The following is a 22,988-nucleotide window of genomic DNA, read 5'->3' on the forward strand; positions in this document are numbered from 1 at the left end:
GGTCGGCTGGTCGGCAACCACCCCTTGCGCGGGCGCGCCCGCTCCCACAGGGGCATGCGAAACCCTGTGGGAGCGGGCGTGCCCGCGAAGAAGGCAACACCAAACTGTCGGTTTTGTCATGAATTGCCGGGCGCGGCCATGTACAATGACGGCTTTTGCCCGCAGCGACATAACGCCGCACTTGAACGGGCCAGGCCAACGGCCATAAAACCAGACTGACTGGCGCTGGGCACACGATCTTGCCCAGGGAACATCTCAGACCATTAGCGATTTTCGAGAGACGGATGAACATCACCAACCTTGCCAAACGACTTTGCCTGCCTGTACTGCTGATGATCACGCCTGCCGCCTTCGCGGCTGAGCAGATGACGCCGGCGCCACCGCAACTGGCAGCCAAGTCCTACGTACTCATGGACGCGTCCAGCGGCAACGTGCTGGTCGAGAACAACGGTGACGAGCGCCTGCCACCGGCCAGCCTGACCAAGCTGATGACCGCCTACATCGCCACCCTGGACATCCGCCGTGGCCAGATCGGTGAGAACGACCCGGTTACCGTCAGCGAAAACGCCTGGCGTACCGGCGGTTCGCGCATGTTCATCAAGGTGGGCAGCCAGGTAACCGTCAGCGACCTGCTGCACGGCATCATCATCCAGTCCGGCAACGACGCCTCGGTCGCCCTGTCCGAGCACATCGCCGGCAGCGAAGACGCATTCGCCGACATGATGAACAAGACGGCTGCCGACCTGGGCATGACCAACAGCCACTTCATGAACCCGACCGGCCTGCCGAACCCGGACCACTACTCGTCGGCGCACGACATGGCGACCCTGGCCCGTGCGATCATTACCGTCGATCCGGCCCACTACGCCATCTATTCGCAGAAAGAGTTCTTCTGGAACAACATCAAGCAGCCTAACCGCAACTTGCTGCTGTGGCGTGACAAGACCGTCGATGGCCTGAAAACCGGCCACACCGACGAAGCCGGCTACTGCATGGTGGCCTCGGCCGTTCGCGATGGCCAGCGCCTGATCGCCGTGGTGTTCGGTACCAACAGCGAGCAGTCGCGTGCTGCCGAGACCCAGAAGCTGCTGACCTATGGTTTCCGCTTCTTCGAAACCCAGACCTTCTACCAGAAGGGCACCGAGCTGACCCAGGCCCCGGTCTGGAAGGGCGCTACCGGCCAGATCAAGGCTGGCCTGGCTGACGACCTGACCATGACTATGCCTAAAGGCCAATTGAAGCGCCTGCAGGCTTCGATGACCATGAACCCGCAGCTCACTGCACCGATTGCCAAAGGTGACGTGATCGGCAAAGTGGAAGTCAAACTGGACGAGAAAGTGGTTCACAGCGCCGACCTGATCGCCCTCGATGGCGTTGAGGAAGGTGGTTTCTTCCGCCGTATGTGGGATAGCATCCGTCTATTCTTCTATGGCTTGTTCAACTGACACGTGACCGGCATGCCCCCGCGTACCTCGCGGGGGCGTTGTTGTTGCCACGGCTTACGAGGCCGTTTCCGCCATGAGCGAACCAGACGTCAAGTCGCATAAAATCGAATTCCCTTGCGACGATTACCCGATCAAGGTAATCGGCGATACCGTAGTCGGCTTCAAGGACACGGTAATCGAGATCCTCAGCAAGCACGCGAAGGTTGACCTTTCTACCCTGGCCGAGCGCCAGAGCAAGGAAGGCAAGTACACCACCGTGCAATTGCACATCGTTGCCGAAAGCGAGAACCAGCTGCACGATATCAACAGCGCCCTGCGCGCTACCGGCATCGTGAAAATGGTGCTCTGATGCCCGCTTGTCTCGGTTTTCGCGAGCTTGGCCTGCAGCCCTACGAACCTGTGCTGGAGGCCATGCGTCGCTTTACCGAGCAGCGCAGCCCGGACAGCCAGGATGAAATCTGGCTGGTCGAGCATCCCGCAGTCTTCACCCAGGGCCAGGCCGGCAAGGCTGAGCACCTGCTGGTGCCGGGCGAAATCCCGGTGGTGCAGACCGACCGCGGCGGCCAGGTAACCTACCATGGCCCCGGGCAGCTGGTGGCCTACCTGCTGCTGGATGTGCGCCGGCTGGGCTTTGGCGTGCGTGAACTGGTCAGCCGTATCGAGCAGACGCTGGTCGACCTGCTAGCCAGTTACGGCGTGCAGGCATCGGCCAAGCCCGATGCCCCGGGCGTCTATGTCGATGGAGCGAAAATCGCCTCCCTCGGCCTGCGAATTCGCAACGGCCGTTCGTTCCACGGCCTTGCCCTGAACGTGGACATGGACCTTGCGCCATTCCGCCGAATCAACCCCTGCGGTTATGCGGGGCTGGCCATGACCCAGCTGCGCGACCTGGCAGGTCCGATCGAACTCGACGAGGTCAGGACAAGGCTGCGCGGACAGCTGGTCAAGCACCTCGACTACGCTGAGCAGACGACCCTCACGGGCGGAATCGACTGAATATGACAACTGTGCAAGAAGCCGTGCCGAACCTGATACCCACCCAGGATGTCACCCCGCGCCAAGCGCCGAAGAAGGTGGAAGCTGGGGTAAAACTGCGTGGCGCCGAAAAGGTGGCGCGCATCCCGGTGAAGATCATCCCGACCGAAGAGCTGCCGAAAAAGCCCGACTGGATTCGCGTGCGTATTCCGGTATCGCCCGAGGTAGACCGCATCAAGCAACTGCTGCGCAAGCACAAGCTGCACAGCGTATGCGAAGAGGCCTCCTGCCCGAACCTGGGCGAGTGCTTCTCCGGTGGTACCGCCACCTTCATGATCATGGGTGACATCTGCACCCGTCGCTGCCCGTTCTGTGACGTCGGCCACGGCCGGCCGAAGCCGCTGGACCTGGACGAGCCGAAAAACCTGGCTGTGGCTATTGCCGACCTGCGCCTGAAGTACGTGGTGATCACTTCGGTGGACCGCGACGACCTGCGTGACGGCGGTGCCCAGCACTTTGCGGATTGCATCCGCGAAATCCGCGCGCTGTCGCCGGGCGTGCAGCTGGAAACCCTGGTACCGGACTACCGTGGCCGTATGGATGTTGCGCTGGAAATTACCGCGCAAGAGCCGCCGGATGTGTTCAACCACAACCTCGAAACCGTACCGCGCCTGTACAAGGCTGCGCGCCCGGGCTCGGATTACGACTGGTCGCTGGACCTGCTGCAGAAGTTCAAGCAGATGGTGCCGCATGTACCGACCAAGTCGGGCCTGATGCTCGGCCTGGGCGAGACCGACGAGGAAGTGATCGAAGTGATGCACCGCATGCGTGAGCACGATATCGACATGCTCACCCTCGGTCAGTACCTGCAGCCGTCGCGCAGCCACCTGCCGGTTCAGCGTTTCGTGCACCCGGACACCTTCGCCTGGTTCGCCGAGGAAGGTTACAAGATGGGCTTCAAGAACGTTGCTTCCGGCCCGTTGGTGCGTTCGTCGTACCACGCCGACCAGCAGGCTCACGAAGCCAAGATCAAGCTCTGAGCCTGGGCTGAAACACAAATGCCGATGTTTGCCAAAAAGGCAACATCGGCATTTTTTTTTGCCGGCGACAAGCCATAAGCTACAAGCGACAAGATGTCTGGAGCTGCATGATGAATTGTGTCGATACCCTTCCCGTACATTTGCCCAGGGCGATCCCGCAGAATGCCTGCTTCGCCATCATCGCGCCGGCGGGCGCGGCGCGGCTGGATACGTACAAGGTCAGCCAGTGGTTCACTGAGCGTGGCTATAGCTGCCGCATCTACCCGGGTGCGCTGCAGGCCCAGGGCTACCTGGCGGGGCCGGACGAGCAGCGCCTGCAAGACCTGCACGATGCCTTTGCCGACCCGGCTATCGACGCCATAGTGTGCATGCGCGGTGGTTACGGCAGCATGCGCCTGCTGGACCGGCTGGACTTTGACCTGATTCGCCGCCACCCCAAGCCGTTGATCGGCTACAGCGACATTACCGCGCTGCACACGGCTATCTACCGGCATGCCGGGCTGATCACGTTCCATGGCGGGATGCTTAATGCCGACCTGCTGGGGGCCAAGTTGCCGCCGACCGAGTCGTCGTTGCTGGCGCAGTTGGGTGGGCATGTGCGGGCAGGGGAGCAGATCGTGCACCCGGCGGACCATGCCTTGAGCAGTGTATTGCCGGGTGTGGCCAGCGGGCCGCTGCTGGGCGGCAACCTGTCGATGCTGGGCGCGACCATGGGAACCCTTGCCGAGCTGGATACCCAGGGCTGCATCCTGTTCATCGAGGACGTCAACGAGCCGCTGTACCGGGTGGACCGGCTGCTGACCCAGATGCGCCTGGCGGGCAAGCTGGAAGGGGTGAAGGGCGTGCTGGTTGGGGACTTTGCCGGGATTACCACGGCGGCGTTGGCGCCGTTGCTGGTGGATATCTTTGCGCCGCTGGGCGTGCCGGTGCTGGCGGGGTGGCGCAGCGGGCATTGCGACCCGAATGTGTGCTTGCCGTTGGGGGCTCGGGTTCGGCTGGACAGTGATCGGCAGAGTCTGGTGTTGGAACAGAACCTGTTCAGGGCTTGAGATTTTTGGGGCTGCTTTGCAGCCCTTCGCGGGCACGCCCGCTCCCACAGGGTTGGCGCGATACCTGTGGGAGCGGGCGTGCCCGCGAAGGGCCGCACAGCGGCCCCAAAAATCTCACTGGCTACGCAGGCTCTCAAGCAGCTTGTGGGTCGGATATCCATCCGCCGGCCACCCCAGCCCCTGCTGGGCATTACGAATGGCCTTGCGGGTATTGGCGCCGATGATGCCATCGGCATTCCCGGCCTCATGCCCGCGGCTGTTCAACAGGTTCTGCAACTCCATACGCTCGCTGCGGCTCAGCGGCAGGTCCTCTTTCGGCCAGCTGCCGGCGATGAAGCCCCAGCCACTGAAGCGATCCCCCAGCAGGCTCACTGCCAGCGCATAGGACGACGAGTTGTTGTACTTGAGAATGGCGCGGAAGTTATCCAGCACCAGGAATGCCGGGCCACGTGCTCCTGCTGGCAGCAGCAGGGCTGCCGACAGCGGGTTGCTACCTGCCGGCAACTGAGTGCCAGCGGGCAGTTTCACGCCCATCGCCAGCCATTCGCTCACCGGCTTGCGCAGCGCACCATCGGCTTGCCAGAAATCGAAACCAGCCGGTACCTGCACCTCGAAGCCCCACGGTTGACCCCGCTTCCAGCCCGAGCTCTGCAGGTAGTGCGCAGTCGAGGCCAGTGCGTCCGGCGTGCTGTTCCAGATATCACGGCGGCCATCGCCGTCGAAGTCCACGGCGTGGGTGTTGTAGGTGGTCGGGATGAACTGAGTCTGGCCCATGGCGCCTGCCCACGAGCCGCGCATGGCTTCTGGCTGGATGTCACCATGCTGGATGATTTGCAGCGCTGCGATCAGTTGGTCCTGGGCAAACTGCGGGCGGCGGCCCTCGTAGGCCAGGGTGGCCAGCGAGCGGATCACCGACTTGTTGCCCTGGAACTGGCCGAAGTTGCTTTCCATCCCCCACACCGCGACCAGCACCTGGCGGTCTACGCCGTAGCGTTGTTCGATGCGTGTCAGCAGCTCGGCGTTCTGCTCCAGCAGCTTCTTGCCGTTGCGCACGCGCAGGGGCGACAGGGCGCCTTCGAGGTATTCCCACACTGGGCGGGTGAATTCCGGCTGGCTGCGGTCGGCCTTGATCACGTCCATGTCCGGCGTGACGCCGAGGAACGCACGGTCGAAGGTGCTGGGTGAAATGCCGGCTTGGAGGGCCTGTTGGCGGAAGTTCGCCTGCCACTGGGCGAAGGTTTGCAGAGGCTGGATTTCAGTGCTGACGTCTGGCGTTGCGCCGGGTACGGTTACCACGGGAGCGGGTTGCGCAGGGGCCAGCGGCAGTGCGTCGGCAGCGGTGGGTTTTTCCGCGCAAGCCACGAGCAGAATGAAGCTGGAGGCCGCGATCAGCTGGCGGGTTTCCCAACGGGGGAGAAGACGGAAGAGCATGCACAGATCCAGAATTGCAGGTCAGGTGACGACCATACCATGCCTGCGCTTGCGATGCTTTCATGCCGCAAAAAAGTAGGAAGCCTCCCAATCTCTCGATTGGAAGGCTTCGCGACGGTAGCTGCCTTTGCCCTTGTTCGGTTGTTCCTGGCGGCAGCGGAACAGCGGTTGGGCGATGATCGATTTGGCCTTGTTGGGGCCGTGCTTTTTCGGCTTTTTGCTCATGGTGGCGTTCCCGGGTTGGGTGAATTTCGCGGCGCACTGTAGGGCTTGGGGCGGGGTTAGGCCAATTGATTGTATATATGGTTCGCCGGCCCTATCGCCGGCAAGCCAGCTCCCACAGGTACAGCACAGGCTTCAAGGCCTGTGATATCCATGTGGGAGCTGGCTTGCCGGCGATAGGGCCGGTGAATGTTATAGAGGAGGTAGCGCCAGACGCTGACCAGCCATCAGCAGCGTCAACCGCGACAACCCGATCCAGGGCGAGCCCTCGGCCTGCCCCTTGATCTGTGCATCGATGCGCTGGGCATCCTGCAGCAGCTGCGCCCAGCGCTGCGCCGACAAACGCTGCAGGGCCTTGCTGACCAACGGTCGGCGTTTGTCCCAGATCGGCGGGCGGGCCTGGCTGAAGGCCTTGTCCAGCGGTACACCCTGGCTGAACTGCTGGGCCAGCCCGGCCACCTGGCGCAACTCACGGGCCAAGGCCCAGAGGATCACCGGCGGCTCCACACCCTCACCACGCAAACCTTCAAGCATGCGCAGGGCATGTGCCGCTTCGCCATTGAGGATGGCATCGACCAGGCCGAACACATCGAAGCGGGCGCTGTCGGCAACGGCGGCCTGCACGGTTTCCACGGTGATCTGGTTGCCGTCGGCGAGCAGCTTGAGCTTTTCGATTTCCTGCGCGGCCGCCAGCAGGTTGCCTTCCACGCGGGCTGCGATCAGGTCGACAGCGTCACGTTGTGCCGACAGGCCGGCTTGCTGCAGGCGCTGGTTGATCCACTGCGGCAACTGGTGCACATCCACCGGCCAGATCTGGATGAACTGGCAGTGCGCGCCTTCGATCAACGCCTTGCCCCACTTGGTCTTCTGCGCACTGCCGTCGAGCTTGGGCAGGCTGACCAGCAGCAGGGTGTCTTCAGCGGGGTTGGCGCAGTACTCCATCAGCGCAGCGGCGCCTTTGTCACCGGGCTTGCCAGAGGGCAGACGCAGTTCCAGCAGGCGACGCTGGGCGAACAGCGACAGGCTGGCGCCGGCCTGGAGCAGGGTGCCCCAGTCGAAGTTGGCATCGGCACTGAATACCTGGCGTTCGTCGAAACCTTGCTGACGCGCGGCATTACGGATGGCGTCGGCGGCTTCCTGGCACAGCAGCGGATCGTCGCCGCTGACCACGTAGACCGGTGCCAGGGCGCCTTGCAGGTGCTTGTTGAGTTGGGCGGGGGCGAGTTTCATGGGAAACAGGCGGGGCACCCGAAGGTGCCCCACGCGGGCTTAGTTGCCCGGTACTTCCAGCGGCGACTGCTGAGGCGTTTCGGCCTGCTGGCGACGGGCAGCCTCCAGCGCGGCGGCTTCGGCCTGGGCACGCTCGTCGGCTTTGCGCTGCAGCTCGTCCAGCTGGGTCGGGGTCAGCATTTGCAGGCGCACGACCATGGCGTTTACCAGGTCACGGCGCATTTCTTCACGGGCGCGGTTGGCTTCCTGCTCGGACCCGGTGATGTTCGAGCCGTCACGCACATAGATCTTGCGCACTTCCAGCTTGTCGCTCATCAGTTCCAGGTTGTTCAGGCCCTGGATGCTGTAGTTCAGCACGCTGGTCAGCTCGTACTCGGCAGTACGGTTGCCGCTGCTGTAGGTGGCCGAACGTTCGTTTTCCTGCTCGTTGGTCAGCACCAGGCGGTAGGGGGCGCCGGCGTGTACGTTGACACCGCTACGCTCCAATACTTTGCGCAGCTCGACCACGGTCGGGCCGTAGGCGTTGCGTGCGCTGACGTCCATTTCCTTCACGCTCAGCTCGGTAGAGCCGGTGCCGCGCAGCTGGAAACCGCAGGCGCTGAGCATGACCGCCAGGCCAATTACCAGCAAATTGCGTTTGATCATGTTGTTGCTCCCTTGTGGGCCTGTTACGCCCGCCCGCAGTGACTGCGAGCGGGCGCTGCCATCAGTTGGCGACGATGTTGACCAGCTTGCCCGGTACCACGATGACCTTGCGGATGGTCAGGCCATCGATGAAGCGCAGGACATTTTCGTTGCTGCGGGCGGCGGCTTCGACTTCTTCGCGACTGGCCGTGGCAGGCATCTCGACCTGGCCGCGCAGTTTACCGTTGACCTGGACCACCAGGGTGATGGTGTCCTGCACCAGCGCTTGTTCGTCGACGCTTGGCCAGGCGGCATCGATTACCGAGCCTGCGTGGCCCAGCTGCTGCCACAGCTCGTGGGAGATGTGCGGGGTGATCGGCGCCAGCAGCAGGGTCACGGCTTCAAGGCCTTCCTGCAGCAGGGCGCGGTCCTGTTCGCTGGCCTGCGGGGCCTTTTCCAGCACGTTCATCACGGTCATCACCTGGGCAATGGCGGTGTTGAACTTGTGGAACTGGCCCACGTCGGTGCTGGCCTGCTTGATGGCAGCGTGGATGGCGCGGCGGATGACCTTTTGCGCGTCGTCCAGGGTGGCAACATCCAGCTTGCCAGGCAGGCCTTGGCTGACGTGCGCCTGGGCCAGGCGCCAGACACGGCGCAGGAAGCGGCTGGCACCTTCGACGCCGGAGTCGGACCATTCCAGGCTCATGTCGGGCGGCGAGGCGAACATCATGAACAGGCGGCACGTGTCGGCGCCGTAGGCTTCGATCATCGACTGCGGGTCGACGCCGTTGTTCTTCGACTTCGACATCTTCTCGGTGCCGCCGATTTCCACCGGCAGGCCATCGGTCTTCAGGCGGGCGCCAATGATCTTGGCCTTGGCATCGCGCTCGATTTCGACATCGGCCGGGTTGAACCAGTCCTTGCCGCCGTTGCTGGCCACACGGTAGTAGGTTTCGGCGACCACCATGCCCTGGGTCAGCAGGTTCTTGAATGGCTCGTTGGAGGTGACCAGGCCTTCGTCGCGCATCAGCTTGTGGAAGAAGCGCGCGTACAGCAGGTGCAGGATCGCGTGCTCGATACCACCGATGTACTGGTCGACCGGCAGCCAGTGGTTGGCGGCTTTCGGGTCTACCAGGCCCTTGTCGTAGTTCGGCGAGGCGTAGCGGGCGAAGTACCAGGACGACTCGACGAACGTGTCCATGGTGTCGGTTTCGCGCTTGGCAGCGGTGCCGCATTTCGGGCAGGTGCACTCATAGAACTCGGGCATCCGCGCCAGTGGCGAACCGGCGCCGTCCGGCACCACGTTCTCTGGCAGGGTGACCGGCAGCTGGTCTTCCGGCACCGGTACGTCGCCGCAGGACGGGCAGTGGATGATCGGGATCGGGCAGCCCCAGTAGCGTTGGCGGCTGATACCCCAGTCACGCAGGCGGAACTGGGTACGCGACTTGCCCAGTTCCTTGCGGATCAGGGCCGCTTCGATGGCGTCGAAGGCGCCGGCAAAGTCCAGGCCGTCGAACTCGGCGGAGTTGATCAGCTGGCCGTGCTCGCCATAGGCGGCCTGCCATTCGCTGCCGACTTCGTCGCCAGCGCTGGTGCGCACCACGGCCTTGACCGGCAGTTTGTACTTGTGGGCGAACTCGAAGTCACGCTCGTCGTGGGCCGGCACGGCCATCACGGCGCCGTCGCCGTAGTGCATCAGCACGTAGTTGGCGACCCATACCGGCAGCTTCTCACCGGTCAGCGGGTGCTCTACCAGCAGGGAAGTGGCCATGCCCTTCTTCTCCTGGGTGGCCATGTCGGCTTCGGCGACGCTGCCGCTCTTGCACTCGTCGATGAACGCCTGCAGCGCCGGGTTACCCTGGGCTGCCTGGGTCGCCAGCGGGTGCTCGGCGGCAACGGCGACGTAGGTCGCGCCCATCAGCGTGTCGGGGCGGGTGGTGAAGACCTTGAGGGTGCCTTCATGGCCGATGCTGGCCTGGTCGTACGGGAACTGTACTTCCATGCCGCGCGACTTGCCGATCCAGTTGCGCTGCATGGTCTTGACCTGTTCAGGCCAGCCCGGCAGCTCGTCGAGGCTTTCCAGCAGCTCGTCGGCGTAGTCGGTGATGCGGAAGTAGTACATCGGGATTTCGCGCTTTTCGATCAGCGCGCCCGAACGCCAGCCGCGGCCGTCGATGACCTGCTCGTTGGCCAGTACGGTCTGGTCCGCCGGGTCCCAGTTCACGGTACCGTTCTTGCGGTAGATGATGCCTTTCTCGAACAGGCGGGTGAACAGCCACTGCTCCCAACGGTAGTAGTCGGGCTTGCAGGTGGTGACTTCACGTGCCCAGTCGATGGCCAGGCCCAGGCTCTTGAGCTGGGTCTTCATGTAGTCGATGTTTTCGTACGTCCACTTGGCCGGGGCGACGTTGTTTTTCATCGCCGCGTTTTCTGCGGGCATGCCGAAAGCGTCCCAGCCCATCGGCTGCAGGACGTTCTTGCCCAGCATGCGCTGGTAACGGGCAATCACGTCGCCGATGGTGTAGTTGCGAACGTGGCCCATGTGTAGCTTGCCGCTCGGGTACGGGAACATCGATAGGCAATAGTAGGTGTCTTTGCCTGGCTGTTCGGTAACAGCGAACGATTGTTGCTCGTCCCAGAACTTCTGGGCGGCGGCTTCGATATCACGGGGCGTGTATTGTTCGTGCATGGCTACTTTTGGCTGAGAGAGAAGAGACCTTGTTCCAGGCAGCGGAACCTCGCTGCGTCCGGCACTCCGGTGTCGTTCAGAGTGAACGCCGTAGCATACAGCAGCGCCGCGCATCGTGGGAAACCTTCGTTGCGAATGGCCGCTGGTCGCAGCGCCCGGCTGCTTTTCAAGGCGCCGCTAAGCTCAGGTGTGGGGGGAGATATTCTTTATCTTCAATTGAGGTGACGGATGGGAGAGACGCAGCTACCCGCTATGAAACCGGAGCTTTACGAGCGCCTGATCGACCGGCTTGGCCTGGCACTGGAAGTGGCCAGGACCTCGGTACGATTGCGCGACGAGATGCCAGCCGAGCTGGAGTTGCGTGGCCTGAGCCACGCAGAGTTCGAAGTGATCAAGGCCTACCTGGAATCCCTCCCGGAGCGCCACATTGGTTCTGTCGGCAGTTACCCACAAGCGGAGCCGACATCGGCCAAGATCATCTGGCTCAAGGACAAGAAGCGCCCCGCCAGTCCGGCGAGGTCCAGGACGCTGCCACATCGCTAGCCGTTCAGGACGCCAGGCGCGGGCCAGTGCGCCGGTTCTTCGACAACACACAACTCACGATCGGCGCCGCTCGCACCCTTGTTGACCGGCGCCGATCCTTCTAGGCTGCACGCCTGCCAAGGAGGTGTGGCCGATGCCGATCCGATTTTTCATCAAACAATGGCTGATGCCGCCGGGCATCCTGTTCCTGCTGCTGCTCGTGGCCTGGTGGCTGCGTGCGCGGCGGCCACGGCTGGCGGCGCTGTGCTTTGCCGTGGGGCTTGGTGGCCTGTGGCTGATGAGCCTGCCGCTGGTGGTGCAGCAAACCGCCCATGTACTGGAAAGCGAGCCACCGTTGGCGGTAGGTGACTGGGCCGACCTTGCGAAGCGGGCGGATGCCATTGTGGTGCTGGGCGCAGGCCGCGAACGTGGCGACCCGGCCTGGGGTGGTAGCGACCAGCCCACGGCCACGGCTTTGGAACGCATGCGTTTTGCTGCGCAGCTGGCCAAGGCGTCAGGCCTTCCGGTGCTGACCAGTGGTGGGTTGCACTACGGTACGCCGCCGAGTGAGGCGCGGTTGATGGCTGATCGTCTGCATGAGGATTTTTCGGTCGAAGTGAAGTGGCGCGAAGAGGCCAGCCGCACGACCTGGGAGAACGCCCAGCTAACAGCCAAGGTGTTGCAGCCGTTGGGCATTCGCCGTGTGGTGGTGGTGACCCAGGCCTGGCACATGCAGCGCTCGCGCTGGAGCTTCGAGCAGGCCGGGTTCGAGGTGGTGCCGGCGCCGGTGGGGTTCCTGGGGCGCGATCATGCTCGGCCGTTTGGTGGGTTGCTGCCAGAGAGCCGGGCGATGTGGCAGAGCGGGCAGCTGTTCAATGAGGTGGTGGGGTTGGTGGGGTATCGGGTTTTCTACTGAACCTTGTGCTGCCTGTGCCGGCCTCTTCGCGGGCTTGCCCGCTCCCACAGGGTTATCGCAGCCCTGAAGGCGTGCGCAATACCGGTGGGAGCGGGCGAGCCCGCGAAGAGGCCGGTACAGGGAAACTCAGACGGTCTTGGCAATGCGCCCAGCCAGCAGCGCCCAACCCAGCAGCAGCGCACAGACAATCGCCAGCGGCCACGACCGCCATTGCAGGTACGGCGTCAGCTGCTGCATCGGCACCACCTCGCCATACAGCACCGCCTGCTGGAACTGCGGAATCTGCGTGGTAATGCGGCCAAACGGGTCGATCAGCGCGGTCACGCCGTTGTTGGTGGCGCGGATCATCCAGCGGCCGGCTTCGAGTGCGCGCATTTGCGCCATCTGAAGGTGCTGCAGCGGGCCGATCGACTTGCCGAACCAGGTGTCGTTGCTGATGGTCAGCAGCAGGTCGCTGCGTGCGGCCAGGCCTGCGGCGAACTCGGGGTAGACCACTTCGTAGCAGATGTAAGGCGCAATCTGGTAACCCTTGGCCTGCAGCAGTGGCTGATCTTCCGGCCCGCGGGCGAAGTCCGACATGGGCAGGTTGAAGAACTCGATGGCGCCACGCAGCATGTCCTGCAACGGTACGTACTCGCCGAACGGTACGAGCTTCTGCTTGAGGTAGGTGCCATCGCCTTCACCGGTCACCGTGATGCCGTTGTAGTAACGGCGTTGGTGGTGCACCTCTTCGCGCACCGGTACGCCGGTGATCAGTGCCGAATGCCGCTCGGCGGCGAAGCGGCCCATCACGTCGATATAGCCCTGGGCCTGGTCCTTGAGTACCGGTACTGCGGTTTCTGGCCAGATCAGCAGGTCTACCGGCCTGGAGCTGAAGCTCAGGTCACGGTACAGCGCCAGTTGCGCGTCGATGTGCGCCGGGTCCCATTTCAGGTCCTGCTCGACGTTGCCCTGGATAGCCGCCACCTTTAGCGGGTCGCCCGCCGGCTTGGTCCAGGCATGGCCCTTGAGCGCCAGGCCCAGCGCCCACGGGGCCAGCAACAGCAGGCAGCCCACGGCCAGGAACGAAGGGCGCGCGCGCAAGCGGTGCAGGTTGCACAGCAGGGCAGCCGTGAGCGCCAGGGCGAAGGAAACCAGCCACACGCCGCCCAGCGGTGCCAGGCCGGCCAGTGGGCCGTCCAGCTGGCTGTAGCCGGAATAAAGCCAGGGGAAACCGGTAAGGAACCAGCCGCGGAAGGCTTCTTGCAGCAGCCACAGGGCGGCAAAGCACAGGGCGTCGGCCAGTGGCGCTTCATTGCGCCGCAGCCAGCGTGCCCAGAGCCAGGTGGGCAGGGCAAAGAACCAGGCCAGCGCGGCGAAGAACGCCAACAGCAGCAGGATCGCCAGCAATGGCGAGGCGCCGCCGTAGGTGTTCATGCTGACGTAGATCCACCAGGTGCCGGCGCCATACAGGCCGAAACCGAACCACCAGCCACGCCACATGGCCTGGCGCGGGTTGAGCTCGCGCAGGCCAAGGTAGAGCAGGGCGATGGACAACACCGCCAGCGGCCAGATGTCGAACGGCGCCAGGGCCAGGAGGGTGGAAGCACCGGCCGCCAGGGCCAGCAGGTTACCGGGCCAGCCGGGGCGGGTGATCCAACGCATGTTTGTCCTTAACGGGTGATCGGGGTCAGGCGCAGCAAGTGTATCCGCCGGCTGTCGGCATTGAGAATACGGAACTTGTAAGCCCCGATCTCGGTGGTTTCGTTGCGCTTGGGCAGGTGGCCGAAAGCGCTCATCACCAGGCCACCAACCGTGTCGAACTCGTCATCGGAGAACTCGCTGTCGAAGAACTCGTTGAAGTTCTCGATCGGGGTCAGCGCCTTGACCAGGAAGTCACCGCTGGGCAGCGGCTTGATGTAGCTGTCTTCCTCGACATCGTGCTCGTCCTCGATATCGCCGACGATTTGCTCCAGCACGTCTTCGATGGTCACCAGGCCTGCCACGCCGCCATATTCGTCGATGACGATGGCCATGTGGTTATGGTTGGCGCGGAATTCGCGCAACAGCACGTTCAGCCGCTTGGACTCGGGCACGAAGGTGGCCGGGCGCAGCAGGTCCTTGATGTTGAAGCTGTCGCCGTTCTCCTTGAGGATCAGCGGCAACAGGTCTTTGGCGAGCAGGATGCCGAGCACATCGTCGTGGCTTTCGCCGATCACGGGGTAGCGGGAGTGGGCGGCGTTGATCACCGCTGGCAGGAACTCGCGCGGCGACTGGCTGGCCTTGATGCTGATCATCTGCGAACGAGGCACCATGATGTCGCGAACCTGCAGGTCGGCGACCTGAATGGCGCCTTCGACAATGGTCAGCGCTTCGCTGTCCAGCAGTTTGTTCTGATGGGCTTCGCGCAGCAGCTCAAGGAGCTCCTGGCGGTTTTTCGGCTCATGGGCAAAAGCCTGGGTCAGTTTACCCAGCCAGGACTTCTGCCCGTTGCTCGATCGATCTTCGCTCATGGCGGTTCTCGTGATCCTTCGTGTTTCAGTGTGTGATTGAGTCGGTTTCATCGTCGGCATACGGGTCGGGGTGACCCAGTTCTGCCAGCAATTCCCGTTCCAGGCCTTCCATTTCCTCGGCTTCCTCATCATCGATGTGGTCGTAGCCAAGCAGGTGCAGGCAACCGTGGATGACCAGGTGGGCCCAGTGGGCTTCGAGCGCCTTGCCTTGTTCGGCAGCTTCGCGCTCGACCACGGACACGCAGATCACCAGGTCGCCCAGCAGCGGAATATCGAGCAGGTCGTCGGGCACATCGGCCGGGAACGACAGCACGTTGGTCGCGTAGTCCTTGTGCCGGTAGGTGTGGTTCAGCTCACGGCCTTCGGTTTCGTCGACCAGGCGAATGGTCATTTCCGAGTCGGCGCTGCGCTGGCGCAGGGCCAGTTCGCACCAGCGGCGGAAGGCGGCGTCATCCGGGGCGGCAGCGTCCGTGGCCCTTTGGATATCAAGTTCAAGCATCTTTGCCGGGCGCCTCGGGCTTGGCCTGGCGGGCTTCGAAGCGGTCATAGGCTTCGACAATGCGCTGCACCAGTGGGTGACGAACCACATCTTTGGGTTGGAAGTGGGTAAAACTGATCCCCGGAACGTCCTTCAGCACTTCGATGACATGTGCCAGGCCCGACTTGGTGCCCCGTGGCAGGTCGACCTGGGTGATGTCGCCGGTGATTACCGCTGTTGAGCCGAAGCCGATGCGGGTTAGGAACATCTTCATCTGTTCCAGCGTGGTGTTCTGGCTTTCGTCAAGGATGATGAAGCTGTTGTTCAGGGTGCGGCCACGCATGTAGGCCAGCGGGGCGATCTCGATTACCTGGCGCTCGATCAGTTTGGCGACGTGCTCGAAACCGAGCATTTCGTACAGGGCGTCGTACAGCGGGCGCAGGTACGGGTCGATCTTCTGCGCCAGGTCACCGGGCAGGAAGCCGAGCTTTTCGCCCGCTTCGACCGCCGGGCGCACCAGCAGGATGCGGCGCACTTGCTCGCGCTCCAGCGCGTCCACGGCGCAGGCCACGGCGAGGTAGGTCTTGCCGGTACCGGCCGGGCCGATGCCGAAGTTGATGTCGTTGGCCAGGATTTCCTTCACGTAGCGCTGCTGGTTGAGCCCGCGCGGGCGGATGTTGCCCTTGCGCGTGCGCAGCGACACGCTGACCTCGTTGACGGCCGGGTTGTCGATGTTCTCGACAGCCGACTCCTGCAGGTACAGGTGCACGGTCTCCGGCGACAGGTCGGTAGCCTTGGTCTCGCGGTAGAGGCGGCGCAGCAGCTGTTCGGCCGCGGAGGTGGTCTTGGGTTCGCCGATCAGTTCGAACTGATTGCCGCGGTTGCGGATTTCGATGGCCAGGCGCTGTTCGATCAGGCGCAGGTGCTCGTCGAACTGTCCGCACAAGTTGGCGAAACGGTGGGCCTCGAAGGGCTCGAGGATGAAACGATGGGGTTCTATGGGTGCGTTCAAGGTCGTTTTTAGCCGCTCGACGGCAATGGAGGTGAACTCAAGAATAACCCTTGAATGGCAGTGGCGAAAGCACTGAAACGATCAAGGGTTGGCACAAGGTATGTAGTGCCTGTTCTGGCCTCTTCGCGGGCAAGCCCGCTCCCACAGGTACTGCACCGGTTTGAAGGTGGGTGCAATACCTGTGGGAGCGGGCTTGCCCGCGAAGGGGCCGGTGCAGGTATGATGCCTGCCTTTTCTTACGCATGTGTTATCCCGCCGAACATGAGCAAACGCGAACCTGCCATCTATAAAGTGATCTTCCTCAACCAGGGGCAGGTCTTCGAGATGTATGCCAAGCAGATCTACCAGAGCGACCTGTGGGGGTTTCTGGAAATCGAGGAGTTCGTCTTCGGCGAGCGCTCGCAACTGGTGGTGGACCCGAGCGAGGAAAAGCTCAAGACCCAGTTCGAGGGGGTAGTACGCAGTTTCGTGCCGATGCACTCGATCGTGCGCATCGATGAGGTGGAGCGCCTGGGCACGGCCAAGATCAGCGAAGCCAAGGGTGGCGGCAATGTAATGCCGTTCCCGATGCCGATGCCGGAAAAGTAAGCCTCAGGGGAGTGGCGAGAACGGCGTGCGCCCTTCGGCGTTCTGCAGCTCCAGCAGGTACTTGCGGAAGATCTGGCCGAGCACCTGGGTGGCATGCTCCAGCTCGTCGCGGGGCATTTGCTCGGTCACTTCGTCGGCCATGTCCAGTGCATCTTCGGCACCGTTGACGGCGGCCATCTTCAGCAGGATGTAGGCCTGCACGTTGTTGGCCTTGACCCCTTCGCCGCGGAAGAACATGGCGCCCAGGCGATACTGTGCGTCGGCCTGGCCTTGCAGTGAGGCCTTCTGGAACCAGTCCAGGGCCTTGTTCAGGTTTTTTGGCGTTTGCGTGTAGTAGTACTCGCCCAGTTCGAATTGCGCCTGGGCATCCCCGTTCGTCGCCGTCTGCTCGCAAGCCTTGAGGGCGTTTGCCAGGTCTTCTGGCTGGACGTTCAAGGTGCAGCGGCCCGTCGCTGGAATGAGCAACGAGTTACCGCCCTCCGCCAAGGCCAGCAGGGGCTGAAGAAGCAACAGGCAGCCCAGGGTCAGGGCGCGGCCGGTGCGGTTCATGGGGATCGACTTACCTCTGCAAAGCTGCGGCCAATGTCTCTGGTGGCACATTATGGGATAAGCAGCGCCAACCTTACAAAGTTTTACTCGAATTTCTGCTTGGTTGGGGAAGTCAGCTGATTGTGCATGAATAATTGTTGCCTGTACTGGCCCTTTCGCGGGCTTGTCCGCTCCCACAGGTTACGCGCTTGAACTGTGGGAGCGGGCGAGCCCGCGAAAGGGCCAGCACAGGCTAACCATTACTTCAGGGCTGCAAAGGCCTTTTCAGCAGCATCCAGGGTGATCTGCAGTTCCTTGTCGCCATGGGCGATGGAAGTGAAGCCCGCCTCGAATGCGCTCGGTGCCAGGTACACGCCACCCTCCAGCATCAGGTGGAAGAAGCGCTTGAAGCGCTCGGCATCGCTGGCCATCACGTCTTCGAAGGTGACGATATCGTCGGCACCGCTGAAGTACAGGCCGAACATGGCACCGGCCTGGGTGGTGACGAACGGCACGCCAGCGGCATCGGCGCGCTGCTGCAGGCCATCGAGCATGCGGCTGGTGTAGTCGGTCAGCTCGGCGTGGAAGCCCGGGCGGCTGATCAGCTTCAGGGTGGTCAGGCCGGCGGCCATGGCCAGCGGGTTGCCCGACAGGGTGCCGGCCTGGTAGACCGGGCCGAGCGGGGCGATGCAGCCCATGATCTCGCGCTTGCCGCCGAAGCAGCCGACCGGCATGCCGCCGCCGACGATCTTGCCGAAGGTCGACAGGTCTGGCGTGATGCCGTAATGGCCCTGGGCGCCGCCCAGGGAAACGCGAAAACCGGTCATCACTTCGTCGAAGATCAGCACCACGCCGTGCTTGTCGCACTGCTCGCGCAGGCCTTCAAGGAAGCCTGGCGCCGGAGGCACGCAGTTCATGTTGCCAGCCACCGGCTCGACGATGATGCAGGCCACGGTCTGGCCGACGTCGGCCAGGGTTTTCTCGACGGCGGCGATGTCGTTGAACGGCAGGGTCAGGGTGTGCTTGGCAAAGTCTGCCGGCACGCCGGCCGAGCTCGGTACGCCCTGGGTCAGCAGGCCGGAACCGGCTTTTACCAGCAGGCTGTCGGAGTGGCCGTGGTAGCAGCCTTCGAACTTGATGATGGCGTCGCGGCCGGTATAGCCACGGGCCAGGCGGATGGCGCTCATGGTGGCTTCGGTGCCCGAGCTGACCATGCGTACCATTTCCATGGACGGCACCAGCGAGCAGACCAGGTCGGCCATGTCGGTTTCCATGGCGGTCGGTGCGCCATAGGACAGGCCGTGCTCCAGCTGCCTGCGTACCGAGTCCAGTACGTCGGGGTGGCCGTGGCCGAGGATCATCGGGCCCCAGGAGCCAACATAGTCGACGTAGCGCTTGTCGTCCTCGTCGACAACGTAGGCGCCTTCGGCATGCTTGAAGAACAGCGGCGTGCCGCCAACGCTCTTGAAGGCACGCACCGGCGAGTTGACGCCACCTGGGATGTGCTTTTGGGCTTTGGCGAACAGGTCTTCGGAACGGGACATGAAAGGCTCTCTCGAAATCAGGATGCGAACAAGGCGTTGAAGGCGCGGGCGCGGCGGGTGACTTCCTGCGTGCTGTCGGCACCGAACAGGCCGTGGATCACCGCCAACAGGTCGGCGCCATGGGCGACCAGCGGGGCGGCGTTGTCGAGGGTGATGCCGCCGATCACCGCGATCGGCAGTTTAACCTGAGTGCGTGCCTGCTCCAGCAGTTCGACGTTGGCAGCGGGCGCACCCGGCTTGGTGACGGAATTGAAGAAGCGGCCAAAGGCGACGTAGCTGGCGCCTTCGCTGGCGGCCTGGGCGGCCAGCTCGAGGCTGGCGTGGCAGGTGGAACCGATGATCGCCTGGCGGCCAAGCAGGGCGCGGGCCGGGGTCAACGGGCCGTCGGTCTGGCCCAGGTGCACGCCAACGCCCAGGCGCGCGGCCAGCTCGGCGTCGTCGTTGATCAGCAGCTGCGTGCCGTAGCGCTCGCAGAGCTTCATCAGCCCTTCGGCTTCGCGCAGGCGGCGCGCCGCGTCGTCGCTTTTGTCACGGTACTGCAGCAGGCACACACCGCCTTCCAGCGCCGCTTCGACATGGGACAGGAACCGGCCAGCGAGCAGCTGGCTGTCGGTGATGGCGTACAGACCGCGTAGCTTCATTGAAGGCCTCGTATCAGGAGCAGAAGTCCAGGGGCAGGCGGCGCGGCACGAACTGGCCTTTGCCCAGCTGCTCGGCGTCACGCAGGGTGCGCCAGGTGTATTCCAGGGCGCTGCGCACGGCGCTTTCCAGCTGCTCGCCAAGGGCAAGGCGGCCGGCCAGGGCGCTGGCCAGGGTGCAGCCCGAGCCGTGGTAGCTGCCCGGCAGGCGTTGGCAGGTCCAGGTGTGGCGCTGGCCGTCCTGGGTATACAGGCGGTTGTGGATTTCGTCTTCGTCGCCGTGACCGCCGGTAATCAGCAGGTGTCTACAGAACGGCAACAGTTTCTCCGCACACTCGTCGGCAGTGCCTTCGGGCAGTTCGGCGAGGATGCGCGCCTCGGGCAGGTTCGGCGTGGCGATGGTCGCCAGCGGCAACAGGCGTTCGCGCATGGCGTAGCCCACTTCGTCCTTGCCCAGGCGGCCACCACCACCGGCACGCAGTACCGGGTCGCAGACCAGCGGCAGGTGCGGGTGGGCGGCCAGCAGTTCGGCGACGGTGTCGACCATTTCGATCGAACCGAGCATGCCCAGCTTGACCGCGGCCACCGTGGAGTCGGCCAGCACGGCATTGGCCTGGGCCAGTACCCACTCGCGATCGAGCACGCGGAAGTCGGAAACGTTGACGGTATCCTGCACGGTCAGGGCGGTCACGGCGGGCGCGGCGTGACAGCCTTGGGCGATCAGGGCTTCGATATCTGCCTGCAAGCCGGCGCCGCCACTTGGGTCGTGGCCGGAGAGACAGAGGACAACGGGGCGGGAGCTGTAGGTATTCATGGTCGGCGAGCTTACCACCAAACCTGTTTGGGCGGATCGTCCTACAAACGAGTTTTGCTGATCGATCGGTCAGCTTGTGGCTTTATGTTGTTCTGAAAGCATTGATTTAGAGCCTTTTCTTTGGTTTTTGATATGGCCGATTGCCAGGTTGCGAAGCTATGCTAGAGTGCTCGGATAACTCGACAAACGGGTGCTGCTGGATTACGTCGTCTCAAACGGATGGGAGGCAAACGCGACGCGACCAGACAGGCCATGCTGGGGCTGTATGCGCTATTTGCTGATTGTGCTTCTGGGCTTGTTGCCCGTGCTGGCCGGAGCGGTCGATTTCGACGACGCCTCCCGGCATCTTCCGTTGGGCAAGGTCATGCAGGTTTATGAAGACCTCGACGGCAGTGCCAGCATCGCCCAGGTCAGCGCCCCTGGGTTCGCCAAACATTTTCGCCCCCACCATGAAGACGTGCTGAACGCCGGTTACTCCACCTCGGTGTTCTGGCTCAAGGTCGAACTGCGCCCCGTTGCACCGCCCGGCGCCGCGCCACGGCAATGGCTGCTGGAGCTGGCCTACCCGCCGCTGGACCACCTGGAGCTGTATCTACCCGACAGCTCGGGTGTGTACCGCCTGGCGCAGCGCACCGGCGATGCCTTGCCCTACAACAGCAGGCAGATCCGGCAGAACAACTACTTGTTCAACTTGCTGTTGCCCCCAGGCCAGGTGACCACCGCCTACCTGCGCCTGCATAGCCAAGGCTCGGTGCAGGCGCCGCTGGCGTTGTGGTCCCCCGAGGCCTATATGGAAGAGCAGCCAACGCGCCTGTATGTGTTGGGGATGATCTACGGCGTGTTGCTGGTGATGCTGGTGTACAACCTGTTCATCTACCTGAGCGTGCGCGATGTCAGTTACCTCTACTACATCCTCTATATCGCGTCGTTCGGCTTCTACCAGGTGTCGGTAAACGGTGCCGGCGTGGCCTACTTCTGGCCCGACAGCCCGTGGTGGGCGAATGCCTCGACGCCACTGTTCATTGGTGCGGCCGGCCTGTTTGGCTGCCAGTTTGCCCGCCACTTCCTGCAGCTGGGCAGCATCAGCCGTGGCTTTGACCGGCTTCTGCAGCTGTTGATGCTGGGGGGCGCGGTGGTCATGGTGCTGGCGGTGAGCATGGCCTACGGTGTGGCCCTGCGCATGGCCACGCTGCTGGCACTGCTGTTTACCGTGAGCATTTTCGGCGCCGGGTTGTACGCCTGGTGGCGTGGCTTGCGCGTGGCGCGCTGGTTCATCATTGCCTGGACGGCCTTCCTGCTTGGTGGGCTGGTCAACACGCTGATGGTGCTGGGCTATCTGCCGAACGTGTTCATCACCATGTATGCCAGCCAGTTGGGTTCAGCGCTGGAGGTGGCATTGCTGTCGTTGGCGCTGGCCGACCGCATCAACAGCCTGCGCGAGCAGCAGGCGCGGACGTTGCGTGAGACGGGGCGTACGCTGGAGCAGTTGAACCTGCAGCTGGCCAGGAGCAACCGGCTGAAGGACGAGTTCCTGGCCAGTGTGACCCACGAGCTGCGCACGCCAATGAATGGGGTGATCGGGTCGCTGGAGCTGATGCATACACTGCCGATGGAAGGCGAGATGGCCCAGTACCACCGTACGGCGGTGGGGTCGGCGCAGGGCATGATGGACATGGTTGATGCGATTCTGACCTTGTCCGAGCTGCAAGCGGGGCGCCTGAGAGCGCAGCCTGCGCCGTTCAGCCTGCGCACGCTGTTGCAGAGCCTGCGTGCGGGGTATGCCGGGCAGGCTTTGGGCAAGGGGTTGTACCTGAGCCTGGATATGCCGGCGGATCTGCCCGACGCGTTGGTGGGTGATGCGCAGAAGCTGGCGCGCTGCCTGGGCTGCCTGGTGGACAACGGGCTCAAGTTCACCCACCAGGGCGGGGTGATGATCCAGGTGCGCGGGCGCCGGGTAGGGCCGCACGACCTGGCATTGACCTTTACGGTGAGTGACAGCGGGATCGGCTTTGATGACCTGGAGCAATCGACCTTGTACCAGCGGTTCTTCCAGGTAGATGGCTCGATGACCCGGCGTTATGGCGGGTTGGGGATCGGGTTGTCGATTTGCCGGCAGATGGGCGAGTTGCTGGGCGCGCGGTTGGCGCATGAGTCGACGCGGGGGCTGGGGAGCCGGTTTGAATTGAGTTTGAACATGGCGGTTTCGCAGGTGCAGATACCGGTGAGTAGCCTGCAGACGCGGCGGTCGCTGTAGTCTGAAACGGGGCTGCTTTACAGCCCTTCGCGGGCACGCCCGCTCCCACAGGTTTAGTGTTCAACCAGGCAACGCGCGATATCTGTGGGAGCGGGCGCGCCCGCGAAGGGCCGCAAAGCGGCCCCTATGGACTCAACGGCTACACCATCACCAGACTCTTCCTACACCTCTGCACTGGCAACTCCACCCCCGGTGTTACCTACTTCTTCCAAGGCGAAGGCCAAATCCATCCACTGTTCCGCATCGCCGAGGGCATCCACTGCCGCAGCGCCCGCGAGCATGCCCGCTCCCACAGGGATCGCGCATTTTCCAAGTTGTGCACAACTCCTGTGGGAGCGGGCGTGCCCGCGAAGAGGCCAGCAAATCCAGCGCCAATCCATCGTTCACAAAACAGAACGCTAAAGCCAAAAACCGCTATCTACCGCTCCAAAGGTGATGGTTTTAATCTTCTCCCATCAACGCGAAACACCCAACTTACTGAAAAGATCAAAACCCTT

At 63.3% G+C, this 22,988-nt stretch carries 22 protein-coding genes; 9 read left to right on the top strand and 13 right to left on the bottom strand.

The window, feature by feature from the left end; all coding sequences use genetic code 11:
- The first annotated feature begins 284 nt into the window (after positions 1-284).
- The 5 genes from ACIQUI_RS14475 to ACIQUI_RS14495 all read left to right on the top strand — a co-directional run bounded on the left by ACIQUI_RS14475 (position 285) and on the right by ACIQUI_RS14495 (position 4,509).
- Positions 285-1,445: a D-alanyl-D-alanine carboxypeptidase family protein gene (locus ACIQUI_RS14475; RefSeq protein ID WP_105946268.1), complete on the top strand. Its 1,161-nt coding sequence runs from the start codon at positions 285-287 to the stop codon at positions 1,443-1,445.
- Between the two features lie 73 nt (positions 1,446-1,518).
- Positions 1,519-1,794, top strand: a complete 276-nt coding sequence (locus ACIQUI_RS14480; protein WP_003249736.1) for a DUF493 domain-containing protein — start codon at positions 1,519-1,521, stop codon at positions 1,792-1,794.
- Positions 1,794-2,441, top strand: a complete 648-nt coding sequence (lipB, locus tag ACIQUI_RS14485) for a lipoyl(octanoyl) transferase LipB (RefSeq protein WP_391129271.1) — start codon at positions 1,794-1,796, stop codon at positions 2,439-2,441. The genes ACIQUI_RS14480 and lipB overlap by 1 nt, the downstream gene beginning before the upstream one ends.
- 2 nt (positions 2,442-2,443) lie before the next feature.
- Positions 2,444-3,460, top strand: coding sequence for a lipoyl synthase (lipA, locus tag ACIQUI_RS14490; protein ID WP_391129268.1), 1,017 nt, complete (start codon positions 2,444-2,446; stop codon positions 3,458-3,460).
- Between the two features lie 110 nt (positions 3,461-3,570).
- Positions 3,571-4,509 carry an LD-carboxypeptidase gene (locus tag ACIQUI_RS14495; protein WP_403199893.1) on the top strand — a complete coding sequence of 313 codons (939 nt, stop codon included), beginning with the start codon at positions 3,571-3,573 and terminating at the stop codon, positions 4,507-4,509.
- A gap of 114 nt (positions 4,510-4,623) precedes the next feature.
- On the opposite strand, the gene ACIQUI_RS14500 is transcribed toward ACIQUI_RS14495, so the two are convergent.
- The 5 genes from ACIQUI_RS14500 to leuS all read right to left on the bottom strand — a co-directional run bounded on the left by ACIQUI_RS14500 (position 4,624) and on the right by leuS (position 10,705).
- Entirely contained in the window at positions 4,624-5,940 is a 1,317-nt protein-coding gene (locus ACIQUI_RS14500) for a lytic murein transglycosylase (RefSeq protein WP_391129262.1), read from the bottom strand.
- A 60-nt stretch (positions 5,941-6,000) separates the two neighbouring features.
- Positions 6,001-6,165, bottom strand: a complete 165-nt coding sequence (gene arfA / locus ACIQUI_RS14505; protein ID WP_403199607.1) for an alternative ribosome rescue factor ArfA — start codon at positions 6,163-6,165, stop codon at positions 6,001-6,003.
- Positions 6,166-6,354: 189 nt separating this feature from the next.
- Positions 6,355-7,392 (bottom strand): DNA polymerase III subunit delta, encoded by a 1,038-nt coding sequence (gene holA / locus ACIQUI_RS14510; RefSeq protein ID WP_403199609.1) that lies wholly within the window; start codon positions 7,390-7,392, stop codon positions 6,355-6,357.
- A gap of 39 nt (positions 7,393-7,431) precedes the next feature.
- Positions 7,432-8,037 carry an LPS assembly lipoprotein LptE gene (lptE, locus tag ACIQUI_RS14515; RefSeq protein WP_403199611.1) on the bottom strand — a complete coding sequence of 202 codons (606 nt, stop codon included), beginning with the start codon at positions 8,035-8,037 and terminating at the stop codon, positions 7,432-7,434.
- 61 nt (positions 8,038-8,098) lie between these two features.
- Positions 8,099-10,705, bottom strand: coding sequence for a leucine--tRNA ligase (leuS, locus tag ACIQUI_RS14520; RefSeq protein ID WP_403199614.1), 2,607 nt, complete (start codon positions 10,703-10,705; stop codon positions 8,099-8,101).
- Positions 10,706-10,933: 228 nt separating this feature from the next.
- Between leuS and ACIQUI_RS14525 the strand changes: the two genes are divergently transcribed.
- Positions 10,934-11,248: a hypothetical protein gene (locus tag ACIQUI_RS14525; protein WP_403199617.1), complete on the top strand. Its 315-nt coding sequence runs from the start codon at positions 10,934-10,936 to the stop codon at positions 11,246-11,248.
- 133 nt (positions 11,249-11,381) lie between these two features.
- A complete protein-coding gene (locus tag ACIQUI_RS14530; protein WP_403199620.1) occupies positions 11,382-12,143 on the top strand; it encodes a YdcF family protein in 762 nt (253 codons plus the stop codon).
- A gap of 126 nt (positions 12,144-12,269) precedes the next feature.
- Here ACIQUI_RS14530 and lnt read toward each other — a convergent pair whose 3' ends face one another.
- The 4 genes from lnt to ACIQUI_RS14550 are packed head-to-tail and all read right to left on the bottom strand — an operon-like array spanning position 12,270 to position 16,125.
- The gene (gene lnt / locus ACIQUI_RS14535) at positions 12,270-13,787 is read right to left on the bottom strand and encodes an apolipoprotein N-acyltransferase (protein WP_403199623.1); all 1,518 of its coding nucleotides are present in this window, start codon (positions 13,785-13,787) and stop codon (positions 12,270-12,272) included.
- Between the two features lie 8 nt (positions 13,788-13,795).
- Complete coding sequence (locus ACIQUI_RS14540) at positions 13,796-14,635, bottom strand: transporter associated domain-containing protein (RefSeq protein ID WP_391129244.1); 840 nt, start codon at positions 14,633-14,635, stop codon at positions 13,796-13,798.
- Between the two features lie 25 nt (positions 14,636-14,660).
- Positions 14,661-15,134 (bottom strand): rRNA maturation RNase YbeY, encoded by a 474-nt coding sequence (ybeY, locus tag ACIQUI_RS14545; protein ID WP_403199625.1) that lies wholly within the window; start codon positions 15,132-15,134, stop codon positions 14,661-14,663.
- Positions 15,127-16,125 carry a PhoH family protein gene (locus ACIQUI_RS14550; RefSeq protein ID WP_016712170.1) on the bottom strand — a complete coding sequence of 333 codons (999 nt, stop codon included), beginning with the start codon at positions 16,123-16,125 and terminating at the stop codon, positions 15,127-15,129. Before ACIQUI_RS14550 ends, ybeY begins: the two co-directional genes overlap by 8 nt.
- Positions 16,126-16,386: 261 nt before the next feature.
- Here ACIQUI_RS14550 and ACIQUI_RS14555 point away from each other — a divergent pair, with 261 nt between their 5' ends.
- Positions 16,387-16,713 (top strand): DUF1820 family protein, encoded by a 327-nt coding sequence (locus tag ACIQUI_RS14555; protein WP_198752411.1) that lies wholly within the window; start codon positions 16,387-16,389, stop codon positions 16,711-16,713.
- 3 nt (positions 16,714-16,716) lie between these two features.
- On the opposite strand, the gene ACIQUI_RS14560 is transcribed toward ACIQUI_RS14555, so the two are convergent.
- From ACIQUI_RS14560 to ACIQUI_RS14575, 4 genes are all read right to left on the bottom strand, one after another.
- Complete coding sequence (locus ACIQUI_RS14560) at positions 16,717-17,262, bottom strand: tetratricopeptide repeat protein (protein ID WP_403199629.1); 546 nt, start codon at positions 17,260-17,262, stop codon at positions 16,717-16,719.
- 239 nt (positions 17,263-17,501) lie between these two features.
- Positions 17,502-18,785 carry a glutamate-1-semialdehyde 2,1-aminomutase gene (hemL, locus tag ACIQUI_RS14565; RefSeq protein WP_403199631.1) on the bottom strand — a complete coding sequence of 428 codons (1,284 nt, stop codon included), beginning with the start codon at positions 18,783-18,785 and terminating at the stop codon, positions 17,502-17,504.
- A gap of 17 nt (positions 18,786-18,802) precedes the next feature.
- Positions 18,803-19,426 carry a thiamine phosphate synthase gene (thiE, locus tag ACIQUI_RS14570; RefSeq protein ID WP_403199633.1) on the bottom strand — a complete coding sequence of 208 codons (624 nt, stop codon included), beginning with the start codon at positions 19,424-19,426 and terminating at the stop codon, positions 18,803-18,805.
- 13 nt (positions 19,427-19,439) lie between these two features.
- Positions 19,440-20,237 (bottom strand): hydroxymethylpyrimidine/phosphomethylpyrimidine kinase, encoded by a 798-nt coding sequence (locus ACIQUI_RS14575; RefSeq protein WP_403199635.1) that lies wholly within the window; start codon positions 20,235-20,237, stop codon positions 19,440-19,442.
- Positions 20,238-20,502: 265 nt separating this feature from the next.
- Between ACIQUI_RS14575 and ACIQUI_RS14580 the strand changes: the two genes are divergently transcribed.
- The gene (locus ACIQUI_RS14580) at positions 20,503-22,491 is read left to right on the top strand and encodes a sensor histidine kinase (protein ID WP_403199637.1); all 1,989 of its coding nucleotides are present in this window, start codon (positions 20,503-20,505) and stop codon (positions 22,489-22,491) included.
- Positions 22,492-22,988: the final 497 nt, after the last annotated feature.

It is taken from the genome of Pseudomonas sp. NPDC090592 (assembly GCF_044769185.1).
Classification (GTDB): Bacteria; Pseudomonadota; Gammaproteobacteria; order Pseudomonadales; family Pseudomonadaceae; genus Aquipseudomonas.

Bases quoted from the DNA above. Each gene is read 5' to 3' on its own strand.
- leuS (WP_403199614.1), bottom strand. From the start codon at position 10,705: ATGCACGAACAATACACGCCCCGTGATATCGAAGCCGCCGCCCAGAAG.
- ybeY (WP_403199625.1), bottom strand. From the start codon at position 15,134: ATGCTTGAACTTGATATCCAAAGGGCCACGGACGCTGCCGCCCCGGAT.
- ACIQUI_RS14555 (WP_198752411.1), top strand. From the start codon at position 16,387: ATGAGCAAACGCGAACCTGCCATCTATAAAGTGATCTTCCTCAACCAG.
- ACIQUI_RS14500 (WP_391129262.1), bottom strand. From the start codon at position 5,940: ATGCTCTTCCGTCTTCTCCCCCGTTGGGAAACCCGCCAGCTGATCGCG.
- arfA (WP_403199607.1), bottom strand. From the start codon at position 6,165: ATGAGCAAAAAGCCGAAAAAGCACGGCCCCAACAAGGCCAAATCGATC.
- ACIQUI_RS14525 (WP_403199617.1), top strand. From the start codon at position 10,934: ATGGGAGAGACGCAGCTACCCGCTATGAAACCGGAGCTTTACGAGCGC.
- lipA (WP_391129268.1), top strand. From the start codon at position 2,444: ATGACAACTGTGCAAGAAGCCGTGCCGAACCTGATACCCACCCAGGAT.
- ACIQUI_RS14575 (WP_403199635.1), bottom strand. From the start codon at position 20,237: ATGAATACCTACAGCTCCCGCCCCGTTGTCCTCTGTCTCTCCGGCCAC.
- ACIQUI_RS14480 (WP_003249736.1), top strand. From the start codon at position 1,519: ATGAGCGAACCAGACGTCAAGTCGCATAAAATCGAATTCCCTTGCGAC.
- lnt (WP_403199623.1), bottom strand. From the start codon at position 13,787: ATGCGTTGGATCACCCGCCCCGGCTGGCCCGGTAACCTGCTGGCCCTG.
- ACIQUI_RS14530 (WP_403199620.1), top strand. From the start codon at position 11,382: ATGCCGATCCGATTTTTCATCAAACAATGGCTGATGCCGCCGGGCATC.
- ACIQUI_RS14495 (WP_403199893.1), top strand. From the start codon at position 3,571: ATGAATTGTGTCGATACCCTTCCCGTACATTTGCCCAGGGCGATCCCG.
- hemL (WP_403199631.1), bottom strand. From the start codon at position 18,785: ATGTCCCGTTCCGAAGACCTGTTCGCCAAAGCCCAAAAGCACATCCCA.
- ACIQUI_RS14475 (WP_105946268.1), top strand. From the start codon at position 285: ATGAACATCACCAACCTTGCCAAACGACTTTGCCTGCCTGTACTGCTG.
- ACIQUI_RS14540 (WP_391129244.1), bottom strand. From the start codon at position 14,635: ATGAGCGAAGATCGATCGAGCAACGGGCAGAAGTCCTGGCTGGGTAAA.
- ACIQUI_RS14580 (WP_403199637.1), top strand. From the start codon at position 20,503: ATGCGCTATTTGCTGATTGTGCTTCTGGGCTTGTTGCCCGTGCTGGCC.
- lipB (WP_391129271.1), top strand. From the start codon at position 1,794: ATGCCCGCTTGTCTCGGTTTTCGCGAGCTTGGCCTGCAGCCCTACGAA.
- holA (WP_403199609.1), bottom strand. From the start codon at position 7,392: ATGAAACTCGCCCCCGCCCAACTCAACAAGCACCTGCAAGGCGCCCTG.
- ACIQUI_RS14560 (WP_403199629.1), bottom strand. From the start codon at position 17,262: ATGAACCGCACCGGCCGCGCCCTGACCCTGGGCTGCCTGTTGCTTCTT.
- thiE (WP_403199633.1), bottom strand. From the start codon at position 19,426: ATGAAGCTACGCGGTCTGTACGCCATCACCGACAGCCAGCTGCTCGCT.
- lptE (WP_403199611.1), bottom strand. From the start codon at position 8,037: ATGATCAAACGCAATTTGCTGGTAATTGGCCTGGCGGTCATGCTCAGC.